Source organism: Robbsia sp. KACC 23696 (assembly GCF_039852015.1).
Classification (GTDB): domain Bacteria; phylum Pseudomonadota; class Gammaproteobacteria; order Burkholderiales; family Burkholderiaceae; genus Robbsia.
Map to the genome: position 1 here is coordinate 1,049,708 of NZ_CP156627.1, position 15,182 is coordinate 1,064,889.

General features: G+C 63.1%; 12 protein-coding genes. 6 read left to right on the forward strand and 6 right to left on the reverse strand.

All coding sequences use genetic code 11. The annotated features are described in order from the left end of the window. Positions 1-41: 41 nt before the first annotated feature. Positions 42-1,262 (reverse strand): GAF domain-containing sensor histidine kinase, encoded by a 1,221-nt coding sequence (locus ABEG21_RS19210; RefSeq protein WP_347557020.1) that lies wholly within the window; start codon positions 1,260-1,262, stop codon positions 42-44. Between the two features lie 308 nt (positions 1,263-1,570). On the opposite strand from ABEG21_RS19210, the gene ABEG21_RS19215 reads away from it, so the two are divergent. From ABEG21_RS19215 to ABEG21_RS19225, 3 genes are all read left to right on the forward strand, one after another. Further along, positions 1,571-2,113 (forward strand): low affinity iron permease family protein, encoded by a 543-nt coding sequence (locus ABEG21_RS19215; RefSeq protein WP_347557021.1) that lies wholly within the window; start codon positions 1,571-1,573, stop codon positions 2,111-2,113. Between the two features lie 12 nt (positions 2,114-2,125). Further along, the gene (locus tag ABEG21_RS19220; protein ID WP_347557022.1) at positions 2,126-3,058 is read left to right on the forward strand and encodes a LysR substrate-binding domain-containing protein; all 933 of its coding nucleotides are present in this window, start codon (positions 2,126-2,128) and stop codon (positions 3,056-3,058) included. Between the two features lie 171 nt (positions 3,059-3,229). Further along, positions 3,230-3,514, forward strand: a complete 285-nt coding sequence (locus ABEG21_RS19225; RefSeq protein ID WP_347557023.1) for a PAAR domain-containing protein — start codon at positions 3,230-3,232, stop codon at positions 3,512-3,514. Between the two features lie 10 nt (positions 3,515-3,524). On the opposite strand, the gene ABEG21_RS19230 is transcribed toward ABEG21_RS19225, so the two are convergent. After that, complete coding sequence (locus ABEG21_RS19230; RefSeq protein WP_347557024.1) at positions 3,525-5,762, reverse strand: malate synthase G; 2,238 nt, start codon at positions 5,760-5,762, stop codon at positions 3,525-3,527. 294 nt (positions 5,763-6,056) lie between these two features. On the opposite strand from ABEG21_RS19230, the gene glcC reads away from it, so the two are divergent. Continuing rightward, a complete protein-coding gene (gene glcC, locus ABEG21_RS19235) occupies positions 6,057-6,938 on the forward strand; it encodes a transcriptional regulator GlcC (protein ID WP_347557025.1) in 882 nt (293 codons plus the stop codon). Positions 6,939-6,953: 15 nt separating this feature from the next. On the opposite strand, the gene ABEG21_RS19240 is transcribed toward glcC, so the two are convergent. Further along, positions 6,954-8,126, reverse strand: a complete 1,173-nt coding sequence (locus tag ABEG21_RS19240; RefSeq protein ID WP_347557026.1) for a VTT domain-containing protein — start codon at positions 8,124-8,126, stop codon at positions 6,954-6,956. Between the two features lie 213 nt (positions 8,127-8,339). On the opposite strand from ABEG21_RS19240, the gene ABEG21_RS19245 reads away from it, so the two are divergent. Further along, positions 8,340-9,080 (forward strand): GntR family transcriptional regulator, encoded by a 741-nt coding sequence (locus ABEG21_RS19245; protein WP_347557027.1) that lies wholly within the window; start codon positions 8,340-8,342, stop codon positions 9,078-9,080. Positions 9,081-9,142: 62 nt separating this feature from the next. Here the strand turns inward: ABEG21_RS19245 and ABEG21_RS19250 are convergent, their stop codons facing one another. From ABEG21_RS19250 to ABEG21_RS19260, 3 genes are all read right to left on the reverse strand, one after another. Then, a complete protein-coding gene (locus tag ABEG21_RS19250) occupies positions 9,143-10,399 on the reverse strand; it encodes a peroxidase-related enzyme (protein ID WP_347557028.1) in 1,257 nt (418 codons plus the stop codon). Positions 10,400-10,468: 69 nt separating this feature from the next. After that, complete coding sequence (locus ABEG21_RS19255) at positions 10,469-12,151, reverse strand: NAD(P)/FAD-dependent oxidoreductase (protein WP_347557029.1); 1,683 nt, start codon at positions 12,149-12,151, stop codon at positions 10,469-10,471. Positions 12,152-12,174: 23 nt separating this feature from the next. After that, the gene (locus ABEG21_RS19260) at positions 12,175-13,278 is read right to left on the reverse strand and encodes a LysR family transcriptional regulator (RefSeq protein ID WP_347557031.1); all 1,104 of its coding nucleotides are present in this window, start codon (positions 13,276-13,278) and stop codon (positions 12,175-12,177) included. A gap of 781 nt (positions 13,279-14,059) precedes the next feature. Here ABEG21_RS19260 and ABEG21_RS19265 point away from each other — a divergent pair. Then, complete coding sequence (locus ABEG21_RS19265; protein ID WP_347558089.1) at positions 14,060-15,175, forward strand: ABC transporter substrate-binding protein; 1,116 nt, start codon at positions 14,060-14,062, stop codon at positions 15,173-15,175. Positions 15,176-15,182: the final 7 nt, after the last annotated feature.

Genomic DNA, 15,182 nt, shown 5'->3' on the forward strand with positions numbered 1-15,182 from the left:
GGGACGTCGTGCGGGTGTGCGCCGTGCGATGGGACGTCGCGTTAACGCTTTACGCCGTGAACGGGCAGGCGCGCCATGAAGCAGGTGCCGTCGATCGATGACGACGTCACGCGGATTTCGCCGCCATGCGCATCCGCGATTTGCTTGCAGATAAACAAGCCGAGCCCGAGGCCACCACCGGATACGCTTTCCGGCGGCCGCCAATAGGGTTCGAACACCTTTTCCAGACTATCCGGCGCGATCGACTTCCCGCCATTGCTGACGGACAAAACGAGATAGTCGTCTTCGATGCCACCGGTGACGACGATCGGGATATCGTGCGCGCCATGCTTGATCGCGTTGCCGAGCAGATTCGAGAGCAGCTGCTGCACGCGCACGCCGTCGCAATGGACCACGCTGTCCAATTGAATACGATCCCGTATCGTAATTTCGGGATAAGTATCGCGCAGCTCGGCGACGACATTGTGCAGCGCATCTTGCAGATCGTCGCTGGGGCGGATATCGACGCCGATGCCCGAGCCCATTCGCCCCCGTGCGAAGTCCATCACATCGTCGATCAAGCCGGCCATGCGACGGACCACGGTCTTGAGCCGAAGCCCCAGCTTCACCGTATCGGGTTCTTTGGATTGCTTGATCAAAAGCGCCGCGGTGGCATTCACGGCATTCAGCGGATTGCGCAGATCGTGGCCTAAAACGGCGATGAACTGTTCGCGCAGCTCGGCCGTTCGCCGTTCATTTGACAGCGCGAGGTCGTTTTCATCTTGTGTTTCCTCGTTCTCCAGCTGCGAGGCGATGAGCATCGCATACGCTTGGAACATATTGACGGTACGGTCGTCGGCTAGATCGCGCGGGTGCGGATCGATCGCACATAGATTCCCGAAATAGCGGCCATCCGAAAAGATGATCGGGACGGAGATATAACTTTGAAGGTTATAAATCCTCGCCGTGTGATGACCGCAATAGACCGGACTCTCATCGAAGTGGTCGATGACGATCGGCTCGCGTGCCGCGCGAGACTCGAAACAAAGTGTCGTCTTCAATTCCAGTTGACTGCCGGCTTTCAGGCCGAAGTCGATCGGGTCGTGCACCGCGCAGGCTGTCCAGGTCGTGTCGGTCACCCGTGCCACCGCCGCGAATCCCATCTGCGTTTTGTCGCAGATAAAACGCAAGATACCGGGCACCGCGCTCACGCGTGCCACTGCCGCCACATCGGCGGCAATCGCTTCCGGCGAATCGGGATCGGGAAAGGACGGGTTCTGCATGCAGGCGATCTCTAAAAATCAGGGCTTGCCTCATCGATACGGCAGATGATCGAGCGTCATCGCGACGCGCTACATTGCAAATGCGCCTTCCCGCCCTGGAAAGACGACGCGGCTATTTTTGAAAGAAGACTGACCATACCACATTGTGCGATTGTACTCGGCCTGGCCGATCCCCCTTTCGGATCGCCCTTCATCGATGCGGGAAAAAAGCGGCCGGCCTGCCGCCGATGCGGTGCGCGCCGAAGTTTCCGCTGAAATGGCATGATGATGGAGCGTCTTCAATCGCTCGGCCAAAGGAAGCTTACATCTTGAAATTAAACGAAAAGACGGCAAAAGAGCGCGGTTTCGAAACCGTATCGACCACGGCGGATACGTCCTTTGCTGCCACGCACCCCGTTGTGCGTGCCTTCGATCGGTTTGCAAGCGCGGTGACGCGCTGGACCGGGTCGCCCGTGGTTTTCTGCTCGGCGATCCTCCTGGTGATCGTATGGGCAATAACGGGGCCGGTTTTCCATTATTCGAATGGATGGCAGTTGGTGATCAACACCGGCACGACCATCGTGACGTTCTTGATGGTGTTTTTGATTCAGCAAAGCCAAAACAAGGATAGCATTGCGGTGCATTTGAAGCTGAACGAGTTGATCGCCTCGCATCGCGCGGCCGACAATCAGTTGATCGGCATCGAAGACGCGCCCGAGCAAAGCCTGCGCAAGCTTGCCGCGTATTATGCCGATCTGGCGGATCTGGCCGAGAAGGGAGCCAAAAAGCCCGAAACGATGCAGGGTCACGTTGCCGACTTGCTCCGCGAGGACGCGGATCGAAAGATCATCGTGAAAGACGAGCCGATTTAATCGAAGAAAGGCATGGCGAACAGCGACATAGAATCCATCGGCGACTTGGCGATTTTCGCCTTGGTGGCGCAGCATAAGGGCTTTCGACAAGCGGGTCGGGCCAGCAATCTATCGGCATCGGCGTTGAGCGAGGCGGTACGGCGACTCGAAAATCAACTCGGTATCCGGCTGTTGTTGCGCACGACGCGCAGCGTGGCGCCAACCGAGGCTGGCACCGTGTTGTTGCAGCAATTGGCGCCAGCGCTGCGCGATGTGCGTACCGCCGTCGACAGCCTGAACGAATTGCGGGATAAGCCGCGCGGCACCTTGAAGCTGAACGTGCCGGTGGTGGCGGCCCGGCTTTTTTTGCCGCCGATCGTCGAGGCCTTTATCGCCGCCTATCCCGAAATCGTCGTCGATATCGTGATCGACAACAATTTCGTCGATCTGGTGGCGAGCGGCTGCGATGCCGGCATTCGCTATGAGGAGCGCCTGGAGCAGGACATGATCGCCGTGCCGATCGGTCCGCGCCGCCAGCGGTATGCCTTGGCGGCCGCGCCTGCTTATCTGGAAAAACATGGCGTGCCGGCACATCCGAAGTCCTTGTTGGAACATGCGTGCATGCGCGGCCGATTTCAGAGCGGTGTGATGACGCCGTGGGAATTCGAGAAAGACGGACAGTTGCTGAGCGTCGATGTCCGCGGGCCGTTGATCGTCACGCCCACCGTCTCGGATATGGCGGTCAGCGCCGCCGTCCGTGGCCTCGGGCTGATCTATCTTTTCGAGGAATGGCTGCTACCGCATCTCGACACCGGCGCATTGGTGCCGGTCCTGGAAGAGTGGTGGTTGACGTTTCCCGGACCGTCTCTGTACTACCCGGGGCGCCGGCATTTGCCCGCGCCGCTTCGCGCCTTCGTCGATTTCATTCAATCTCCGGCCTGTCCCAAAGACGATCGATACGGTTGATAACGGCGGTTGTTGCGCAGGCAAGGAAGCGCCTCGTCCGTTCCAGCGTCGCGGCTGCGTGACTGATCTGTATCGCGATGTTAGAATCGAGATCGTTTTACGCGGGGGGGCCCGCGCAGCGATACGTCGCGGTCCCGACCACTCCGTTGTCGCGGGTGTTTGGAGGAATCGATGGGACGCAAATTCATACGGAAGAACGACAAGACCGATTGCAATGGCATTGTGTTGGACGGCGTGGGCGAGTCATCCTTCACCGGGCAGCCGCTGTCCTATATCGGCGCACCGGTATCCTGCCCGGCGTGTCATTCGCAAGGCGTGATAATCAGTGACGGCGGCCAGCACACCGTCACGATGATGGGCAAGCAGGTGGCGCTCGAAAACGATCTCTGCCAGTGCAAATGCACACCACTGCCGAAGTTGGTGGCGTCGCAGGATATGGGTTCGCTGAGTGGCTGAGCTGATCGATTCAATGCGCCTTGACCTTCAACCGCGCCGCATGCAATAGCGGTTCGGTATAGCCACTCGGTTGGGCGCGTCCCTCGTGAATCAGCGCATGCGCCGCTTGGAAGGCCAGCGATGTCTCCAGGTTCGGTGCCATCGGCCGATAGAGCGGGTCGCCCGCATTCTGTTTGTCGACCACCGCCGCCATCCGTCCCAGCACCGCATCGACACGCGCTGCATCGACGACGCCATGACGCAGCCAGTTCGCAATATGCTGGCTGGAAATGCGCAAGGTCGCACGGTCTTCCATCAGGCCGACGTCATGAATGTCCGGCACTTTCGAACAGCCCACGCCCTGATCGACCCAGCGCACCACATAGCCGAGAATACCTTGCGCATTGTTCTCCAGCTCGCTATCGATCTCGTCGTCGCGCCATTGCGCGGCAGGCACGACCGGGATCGTCAGCAGATCGTCCAGCAGCGCCTCGCGCGACGCGGCTAGCGACGGACCTTCGAGCGCGCTCTGTACCGCTTGCACGTCCACCTGGTGATAGTGCAGCGCGTGTAGCGTCGCGGCCGTGGGTGAGGGCACCCACGCGGTGTTCGCCCCGGCCTTCGGCTGCGCGATCTTTTGCTCCAGCATCGCGTGCATCAAATCGGGCATCGCCCACATCCCTTTGCCGATCTGCGCGCGACCGCGAAGCCCGCAGGCGAGTCCCACCGCCACATTATTGCGTTCGTAAGCGGCAATCCATTTGCTGGACTTGATCTCCCCCTTGCGCATCATCGGACCCGCTTCCATGGCCGTATGCATTTCGTCGCCGGTACGATCGAGGAAGCCGGTGTTGATGAAGGCCACGCGGTCCGCCGCTTCCGCAATGCTGGCCGCCAGATTGACGCTGGTACGGCGTTCCTCGTCCATGATGCCCATCTTGATCGTGTTGCGGGGCAGGTCGAGCAGGTCCTCCACGCGTTCGAACAGTTCGCGCGCGAAAGCCACTTCGGCGGGGCCATGCATCTTCGGCTTGACGATATAGATGGCGCCCGTTCGCGAATTGCCGAGCGTGGCATCGGCTGCCGTCGTCGCACCGGAGGCGATATGACGACCGCGTCGATGGTCGGGCAGCGCGCACAGTACCGTCATGATCGCATCGAGCACGCCTTCCGGGATCTCGTTGCCGGTCGCATCGCGTATCGCCGGATTCGTCATCAGGTGCCCGACATTCCGGACGAACAGCAGCGATCGGCCATGCAGCGTCAGCGGGCGCCCATCGGCGCCGATGTAGTGGCGGTCCGGATGCAATGCGCGCGTGAAGGTCTTGCCGCCTTTCTGCATCTGCTCCGTCAGCGTGCCGCGCATCAGACCGAGCCAGTTGCGGTAGAGCTGCGTTTTATCCGCGGCATCGACAGCCGCGACCGAGTCTTCGCAATCGATGATCGTCGTCAACGCCGCTTCCACGACGATGTCCTTGACGTGCGCGCGGTCGGTGCGTCCGATGCGGTCTTCCGCATCGATCTGGATTTCCACATGCAAGCCATGGTGCTTCAGCAGTATCGCCGACGGCGACGCGGCATCGCCTTGATAGCCGACGAATTGCTCGGGAACGCGGAGCGCGCGATAGCCTGACGACTGCTCTGCAAGCAGCGCACCGTCGGCGATGCGATACGCGGTGACATCGGCATGCGAGCCTGTCGCGAGCGGTGCGATCTCGTCGAGGAAACGTCGACCGTAGGCGACGACCCGCTCACCGCGGATCGGATTGAACGCGGGATGGGCCGTCGTTGCGCGCGTCGCACCGTCATCCTCCGGCAAGGCGTCGGTGCCGTACAGTGCGTCGTAGAGGCTGCCCCAACGCGCGTTCGCCGCATTCAGCGCGTAACGCGGATTGGACAGCGGCACGACCAACTGCGGCCCCGCCTGTTCGGCGATCTCGGTATCGACACCCGAGGTGCGTGCCTGGACTTGCGCCGGCGGCGGCACGATATAGCCGATCTGCTCCAGGAAGGCGCGATACGCTGCCATCGGCGCACCGGCGGCAATGGGCCCCGGATGGGCGCGATGCCATTCGTCGATGGCAGTCTGCAGGCGGTCCCGTTCCGCGAGCAGGGCGCGATTTTTCGGTGCGAGATCGTGAACGATGGCGCTGACGCCACGCCAGAACGCTTCCGCTTCGATGCCACTTCCAGGCAGTGCCTCGGTCTCGACGAATTGGGCGAGCACGTCGGCGACGTGCAGGCTGTCACGGGGGGAATGCGATGCCATGGCGGGCTCCCTGAAGATGGATAAGTCTTGAAAACGGAAGGAAAAATCGAGAAACGCAGGCGATACGGTCGATAGCGGGCCGAAAGTGGGCCGAAGTGAACCAAAGCGGGCCACGGTCCGATGAGGAACGCATCGCGATGACGACGATTCTGGCGGGGCGCGGACGGAATGTCGATGGGACGCGGTAGTGGTCGTACCAGTTTTTCTGCCATCGCCGCCCACATCCGGCACTATCATGGGCGAGCTGGTCATACCAGTCGTGCGATGTAGCGTGCGACGCCCGTGGAGATCCGGATGGACGGCAGTTCCGAAATCGTGGCAACGAAGGCATCGGCCGCATCGACGCTCGCGCCGATGCCGAACGCCCCCGAGCGCCCCTCGGTAGTAGCGGTGGCGCCCACGGCCGCGACGACGCGGACGGCCGGGCGGGCCAGCGGACAGCTCGCGGACGCCGTTGCCGAACGCATCGAGCGACTGATTGTCGACGGCGTGTTGAAGACCGGTCAGCCGCTGCCGTCCGAGCGCCGGCTGGTCGAGAAGCTCGGTGTCTCGCGCACGGCGTTGCGCGAAGGGCTCAGCGTATTACGGGCGCGGGGCATCATTCAAACCGATCACGGCAAGGGCAGCTTTGTCGCGAATTTGAGCGGCCGCGCGGAAGCCTCGCCGTTGATGTATTTGCTCGGCGCGCAACCACGGACGCTCTATGATCTGTTCGAGGTGCGCAGCCTGCTGGAAACCGAGGCGGCCCGATTGGCGGCGCTACGCGGCACGCCGGCCGACCATGTCATGATCACGCGTCGCTATCAGGAGATGCTCGCGGCGCATGAGGGCAACGTACCGCCGTCGGAGCACGCGCAGCGGGATCATGCCTTTCATCTCGCGATCTGCGAGGCATCTCATAATTCGGTGCTGGTGCATACGCTCAGTGCCTTGACGGACTTGATGCTGTGCTCGGTGTTTGCCTGTGTCAATAATCTGTATCACCGCGATCCGTACAAGCGCGCGATCGACGCACAACATACGCGCTTGTATCGGGCAGTGATCGCGAAGGATCCGGACGAGGCGCGGCAGGCGGCTGCCGATCATATCGCCAGCGTCTGCGCGAGTTTGAAAGAAATCGAGCAGGAGGAGCAGCGGCTCGTACGCGCCACGTTGCGGCTCGAAGGCTGGCGCTAGCGGCTAGCCGCTAGCTCAGGCGCTGCGTTCGATCGGTTCGACCGGCCGCCCGCTGGCGGTCCACGCGTCCAGACCGCCTTTCAGGGCGCGGATATTGCCGAGATTGCGTCGACGCAATTGGTCGGCGATCCGCCTTGCCGTGACTTCGTTCGGGCACACGCAATAGATGACGACGGTGCGTTGCACCGCGTCGTTCGCCGCGCCGCCTCCGGAATGCGCACGGCTGGCCGCACCGCTCGCGCGATTGCCGCCGTCCAGACCCGCGGCCGCGCCAAATGCGATTCCGCGCGGCGCCGTACCGATGACCGCGGCCGCGCCGTCCGGTCCGATCGTCACCGCTGTCGCCGTCTCCGCATCGATCGTACCGAATCCGGCGCCGGCCATCGCCATTGCCGGCATCACCGGCAATTCGATCGGCGTGTTGAAGTCGTCGTCGAGGTCCAGCGGAATCGCGCCGGGAATACGGAAGGGCTCGGCGCGCCGTACGCTGGCGGGCCGCGCGTCATAGATCAGCGGCGGCAGCGGCTCGGCCATCATTTGCGACAGTTCGTCCGGTGTGATCCGGAGATGTGCCAGATAGCGCCGAAATCGCCACGCGGCGATCACGCGATAGACGAGAAACATCGCACCGATGATCAGGGTCGTATCGATGATGGTCCAGCCGTTCTCGTTGGCGAAACGCAACGCGATCAGAATGTACTGCTCGAAGACGGCGCCGCCGATCACCCAGAAGGCGGCCCACAGCGTGACGCCGACGGCATCCCAGGCTGCAAAGACGCGAAACCGGGTGGTGCCGGTGGACCCGAGAAAAGGCGAGGCCAGCAGCCCGATGCCGGGCAGGAATTTGAAGATCGCGAGCAGGGCGATGCCGCGGCCTTCGAACAGATGGCGCGTGCGGTGGATCGCCGAGCTGATCGATAGCGACAGATGCACGATCCGGTTCAGCAACAGGCGTCCCTTCCAGCGGCCGAGCATGAACCAGAGCCAGTCGGCAAGCAGTGTCGGGATGATGGCCGCCAGCAAGGCCTGGTCATAACGCAATGTGCCGATCGAGCAGAGCGTCCCCGCGAGAATCAGGGTGGGCGCGGCGGGCGCGGGAAAGCCGATCTGTGTGACCAGTACGCTGAAAAAAATCGCAGCGAGATAGGTTTGCGCGGAGAGATGCGCGGTCAGCGTGGCGAGCGGCATGGGAGGAGCAATGCAGCGTCGGGGGGGGGCGCCGCAGAAAATTACACCGGATTACGACACGGGGGAGGAATCATCATACTGCAAACAGCCCGCGCTGCGTGTGCAGTGTGGCACGCGTTCTCGGTTACGATAGAGGCCGTTTCGGTGTCCGCATGACGCGAGGCCGCCGGTCAGGACGGAACGATTCCCTATCACGCAGGAGAAAGAAGCATCGTGGCAACGCAGCAACCGCGTTATATGCAATTGGCGCAGACGCTGATCGACGAGATTCAGGGCGGCCTGTTCCCGGTGGGAACGACGATACCGACGGAGTTTGCCTTATGCGATCGGTTCGGCGCGAGCCGTTCGACTGTGCGGGAGGCGGTCAAGCAATTGGTGCAATTGGGCATGGTGAAGCGCCAGGCCGGCGTCGGCACGACCGTCACGGCTGTGGACGCCGCGGGCAGTTATAAGCAGGTCATGCAGCAGTTGAGCGATCTGCAGCGCTACAGCGCCGATACGGTGCTGCATCTCAAAACAAAGCGCATGGCCGAAATCACCGATCCGTCGCTGTGTGAAAGCCTGCAAGCGCAACCGGGCGATATGTGGCTGCGGCTCGATGCACTACGGCGATCGACGGCGCACCCGGACCCGATCTGTCATACCGAAGTCTATATCCAGTCGGCGTTTCGGACCTTGTCCGGTTTGGATAGCGCACTGCGCACGCCGATTTTCTCGCTGATCGAGCGTCAATTCGGCGAGCAGATCGTCGAGGTGGAGCAGGAGATTCGCGCCGTCGCGTTGACGGCGGGGATCGCGCGCCAGCTCAATGCACGGGCGCGCGATCCGGCGCTCTGGATTCAGCGGCGTTATCTCAATAGCCGCGCGGAAGTGCTCGAGCTCTCGATCAGCATTCATCCGGCCGATCGATTCCGCTACGTCGAGCGATTCCAGCGCGGCTGGACCGGTAGCTGAGCGCCCGGTAAGGCGGGCGCGGTATGCCGCCGCGCCTGTCTTTCTACCGTCGGCGAGATCGTTCAGATCACGGCAGGGCCGTTCGGATGCGTGGGCTCGCCCAAGGTCAGCATCAGACGGTTTGCCCAGGCGAAGATCGCGATCGAATGCGTCAGGTCGAGGATCTCTTCCGCGTTCAAGCCCGCTTCGTTCAATGCGGCGATCGCATCCCGGTCGAGCGATGCCGGCGCACGCGTCAGCGCGATCGCGAACTGAATGATCGCCTGCTCGCGAGGCGTCGTGCCGGCACTGATCGCATCCGCATACACCTGCTCGATGCTGTCGCGGCGTTTCGCCAATTGCTCGAAGCGCTGTGCATGCACCGACGCGCAATACACGCAGCCATTGATCCGCGACACGACGGTGGCGCCCAGCTCGCGTTCGGCACGCGACAAGCCGCCGTTGCCGTACATGATGGCGTTGAATACCAGCGAGCGCTGGCGCAGAATCTCCGGCGCGTGCACGAGCAGCAGGTAATAGTCCGACGTCTTCGCCTTCGGATGACTTTCTTCGAGTACCTTGATCTGATTGGCGCTCGCGCCTTCCAACGATACCGTGTCGGCCCACGCCTTCCACCCCAGCACGTCGAACGTATAGGTGCGGCTTTCGATCAGCGCCAGCGGGGCGGGCGTCGGGCGATAGCTGCCATTCGCCGCCGCCCCCATCGCATTGATCATCGCGACCACACGCGTTTGATACGAGACGAACGCAATCAATTGCGACAGCACGACGATGGCGCGCGTGGTGAATCCGGCTTGCTGCAGCGCTTGCACGTGGTGCGGCTCGGCCAGCACCGGCGCATCGGCCAACAGAATCGTATGGGCGGCGATGGCCGCCAGGCGCTTGCCTGCCACGCGCCCGACCTCGGCGACCGCATCGGCGCGCACGGCGGCGCTCGACGGCATCGATTCTTCTGGTGCCAACGCGTCGAGCGTCGCGAGTGCCGCCTGCGCCGGCGCGCTGCCGGGCATCGCATCGATGCGGCGGCGATACAGGCCGGCAACGGTCGGCACGCCGCTCAAGGACGCGGCGTACCAGGCGGCGAACAGACGTTCCCCAATCGAAATATCGTCGATGGCGGGATCGAACAACGCCGTTTCGCTCAACTGCGTGTGACGGGCGATCTTTTCCCGGGCATGCCGCATCTGATAACGCGCATCATCCGGCTGCAGTGTTGCCGCCAGGTCGATCGTGTCCTGCGACGGATCGTAAAGCGTGTCCGAAGCAGGCAGTGGCTGCTGCGGGTCATAGGTCGCGCCTGCATTGCTGGGGGTCGTCATCGCGGTTTCCAATAGCTGAGAAATCGCGCCTCGTTCAAGGCGCGGTAGATGAAATCATTGTGCACGGGTTTATTGTCCGCCGTCGGCGTGCACGTGATCGCCCGACGACGCGTGATCGAACGCGTCGGGCGACGTCGGTGCGAGATACGGCTGCCATTCATCGCCCTGCAGTTCCGGGACATCGTAGGCCTGGAGCGTCGCGTAATGCGTATCCTGGTCGTCCTGAAAAAGTCGCGATACCAGATGCTGCGCCAGTCTTTGCGCGCCGATACTGATCGCCGGGATATCGCCCGAAACCTTGCCGGCGCTCAAGCTGGCGGCGAAGTTGAAGCAATGGATGCGCGACAGGCCGGGGCAACTACCGGGCACTTTTTCCTGAAAGGAAAAATCGTCGGCGAGGTCTGGAGATTCGGCCAGTTCGCTGTCTTTCTCGCCGGCGTCCGGTGTGAAACGGTCTTGCCACAAGCGGACATACGGTGCGATGTCCGCCAATTCCGGGCGCGCCGACATCCGCGAATGGAATCCCGTCCCAAAAATCACGAAATCGACGTCGAGCGCGCCGCGCGCGGTCTCGATCCGCACGCCGTCTTCGGTGTCGTGCATCGACAGCACGGCGCTGCCCACGCGGAATCGCGCGTTGGGAAAGCGCGAAACGCGCAGTACGCTGTCACGCGGCGGAGGCGTCTGCACCTTGCCCGCGTAATGAAGGAAGCGCCATTTCCACTCGGACTCCAGCGCGGTGAAACCATAGGCCAGGCCCGGGCTGCCGATACCGGTCAGTGCATTGACCCGCGGAATGTCGGCGCGTCGAATCACCATGTCGACGCTGGCCGCGCCGGCTTCCAACGCCGTGGCCGCGTTGTCGAAGGCAGACGCGCCCGCACCGATGACCGCCACGCGTTTGCCGGACAACGCCTTGAAATCGATCGCGTCGGCCGAATGGGCCCATCGCGCGCGCGGCAAGCTATCGGCGATAGGCGGCACCGAGGGGCCGCCGAGGCCGTCCCGTCCGCTCGCCAATACGACGTGACGCGTCAGCACCGTCCACACGCGTCCCACCTGCGTGGTGTCGACCGATGGCGCTGCGGTGACGGCGTCGTTTTCCGAGACGGCGGTCTCGGTGGAGGCCGCCGTCGGCAGGACACGTTCGAACGTCAAGGCGACCAATCCGTCGCCGCGCGGTTGGATGCGTCGCAGTGCCACGCCGTTATCGACGGGCAACTGCAGGACGTCGCGATACCACCGCAGATAGTCCATCCATTGCTCGCGCGGGATCTTGTTCAAGGCTTCCCATGCTGGCAACCCGAATTGCGCTTCGAACCAGGCGCGGAAAGTCAGCGCCGGCAAACGCAGCGCGGGGCCGGTCAGCACTTTCGGCGAACGCAGCGTGCGCATGCGCGCGAAGTCCACCCACGGCCCTTCATGACCGTTTGCCGCGCGATCGTAGGTCTGCCGGTTATCGATACCGAGAAATTGCAATTCCGCGGACAGCGTGAGCCCGGCCATACCGCCGCCGACGATCACCACATCGCGCACTCGCTCACCGTCGACAAAGCGCGGTGGCACCCACGATGCAGCCGGGAGCGCTAGCCAGCGCAGATCTTGCGCCAGCCGTGCCGCCAATGCGTCGAGCCCCGCCGGCGGTGGCGTATCGCCGGACTGTCGCGCGGAGTTGCTTTGCGTGCCTGCGTTCGGGGCGGCGCGCGTCGTCGGGGTCGGCTCGGTCGTGTTGGAGCTTGCGGGTGATGTCATCGTGCGTTCTGCTGTGAGGTCCGTCATGGCTTCGCAGCCGTTTTTGTCGTGCGCCCCGCGCGCGAGGAGCCCGATCGGCTTTGCTGCAACAAAGCGTCGTGCGCATCGGCGGGGTGAAAGGTCAATTCCGGCAGCAAGGCGCGTGTGCTGTCGTATAGCGCTTGCAGCAGGCGTTGCATCGACGGCGACGACGTCCGTCCGGCACGGGTGATCAAGGCGAAGAGAAAGGGAATGCGTTCTTCGAGCGCGCGAATTTGCACGCCATGCCCATGCTGGCCGACCGCCGTCGCGGGATCGACGATCGCCGCCATCGCACCGGTACGCGCCGCCATCAGCGCATTGGCGCCGTTGTTCGTTTCGAGCCAGACCGACGGCGTCACGCGTGCCTGTGCGAAAGCCATGTCGATGCGATGGCGCAGACGATGGCGGTTCGCCACGGTGGCCAAGCCCACGTTTTCCAGCGCACGCAGCGGTACCGCCGGCAGATCGCGCGAAGCGGTCGCAGACGCCGTGCCCGGCTGGTCAGCGACGTATGCCCGTCCGTCGTCGTCGCGCGACCGCGCCGGCAGGGCAAGCCGATGATCGAGCGGCAGCGCCAAGACGCAGGGCGCCTCGGCGATCCAGTGCACTGCCAGTCCATCGTGTGCGGCGGGGAGCGTCGTCAAGCCGATGTCCGCGTGATCGGTCAGCACGGCATGCACGACGTGTTCCGCCGATTGCGTGCGCACCTGCCAACGCGGCATCGACCCGGCCGCGGCAGCGGGCGCTGTTTCCCCCGCCGCGAGCAAGACGCGACGCAGCGCATCGGGAAGCAGCGAGGTCGCAAGGGACGCGGTGGCGGCAAGCGCGATGGGTCGTGCCGCACCGCTGCCGATCGCCCGTGCCCGCTGCGCGATGGCTTCCATCCCGACCAGCGATCGCTCCACCTCTTCGTATAGCAGATAGGCCTCGTGCGTCGGTGTGACGCGCGGACCGTTACGGGCGAACAGCGTATAGCCGAGATCGGCCTCCAGTTCCTGGATCTGTCGCGTCACCGCCGGCTGCGAGCGTTCCAGCAACCGCCCGGCACCGGTGATGCTGCCGACTGACATCACGGCCGAGAAAGCTTCCAGTTGATGGCGTTCCATGATCGAAGAGACCGTAGCGATATCGACGCACCGCGCCCGGCGGGCACGCGCATCGACCAAAAAAGCACTTCCTGCGTGCCGCCAGCCTCGAAATCGACGCCTTCGAGGCGCGACGTGCGGCACGGAGCAGTCCGCGTCCTATGATGCGATTTCCGAATTCTAGCCCCGCAAGAATGCAAAAAACATATATTTATTTGAGATATCCTTAGACGAGTTTCGATAGATGGCGGCGCGGAGCCGCGCTGTATGGAGGGGTCCGTTCGGGCCGAAAACGCAGTCTCGCTCGCGCGGATGCGGTGAACGAAGGCTGCGCGCCGCTTTTGAAATATTTAGCTAATTCAACGCTTTGCAAGAATAATGCAGTTGTCGGGCAGCGCGGCCGCTATCGAAATGTCCGGCGATTCCGATAGCGACCGGTGCCGGCGCAGCAGGCAGCGCGACATGCGCGCCTCTGCTACATCTCAAAAATGCATATGCATATGCCGATTGTTTCGTTGTTGCCGAGAAAGCGCTTGTGATTTCATCGCCACCGTGAGATGTCACCCCACGCGTTTCGTCCGCCCGGCATTGCCCGGGAGCAGCGACCGGGTCGCGTGGTCGGACTGACGCACCCGCACTGACACGCACTGACTAAATAGAGGACCAGACAAGCATGGCTATCCTGAAAAACATCCGCATGCCGTCGCGCCTTGCCGCCGACGGTCGTCTGCCGCGTCTTGGCGTGCATCGCATGCTGGCGCGCGCGATGGCTGCCGCCGTGGTCGTCGGGGCAGGGAGCCTGATGACGGCACCGGCGGCTTTTGCACAGACGGCGGCGACCGGTACGCCCTATTTATTGGGTGTCAGCGGACCGTTGACGGGGCAGGACGCGCAATATGGCGAGCAGTGGAAGCGTGGCTTCGATCTGGCGCTGGAAACCATCAACAGCACCGGCGGCGTCAAGGGCCGTCCGCTGGCCTATGACTTCGAAGACAGCCGCAGCGACCCGCGCCAGTCGATCGCCATCGCGCAGAAGTTTGTCGGCAACCCGGACATCCTGATGGAGCTGGGCGACTTCTCCAGCGCCGCATCGATGGCCGCGTCGCCGATTTATCAGCGCGGCAAGCTGGTGCAGTTCGGCTTCACGAATTCGCATCCGGACTTCACGAAGGGCGGCGACTATATGTGGAGTACCGCGGTGACGCAGGCGGAAGAACAACCGCTGCTCGCGCATTACGCGGTCAAGGATCTGGGCTTCAAGCGCATTGCCGTGCTGTACCTGAATACCGATTGGGGGCAAACGAGCAAGGCGATCCTGACGAAGACGATCGAAGCGGATGGCGCGCAGGTCGTGGCAGCCGAAGGCTATCAGCCCAGCGACAAGGATTTCCGCTCGACCCTGGTGCGTATCAACGCGGCGCACCCGGACTCGATCGTTCTGATCTCCTACTACGCCGATGGCGCGCAGATCGTGCGTCAGGCACGGGGCGCCGGCTTGAAGCAGCCGATCGCCGCGGTGGGCTCGATTTATTCGCCGAAGTTCCTCGAACTCGCCGGCGATGCGGCCAACGGCGTCTACACGCAGTCGAACTTTTTCCCGCAAGCACCGCGTCCGGGCGCGCAGGATTTCGTCAAGCGCTTCGAGGCGAAGTATCACTCGGAGCCGGGTTTCTTCTCGGCACGTGCTTACGATGCGGTGATGGTCGCGGCCTATACCTTGCGCGAAGCCAAGGCGCCGACGCGTCAAGGTGTGCATGACGAGCTGGCGGTGATTCGCGACATCCCCAGCGTCATCTACGAAAAGATCGCGTTCGATCCTGCGACGCGTCGCGTTGCCGGCGCCAACACGATCGCGCTGCAGGTAAAGGACGGCAAGTTCACGCTGTGGGACAAGCAACCCGCGCATCCGCTGCCGTAAGCCTCGC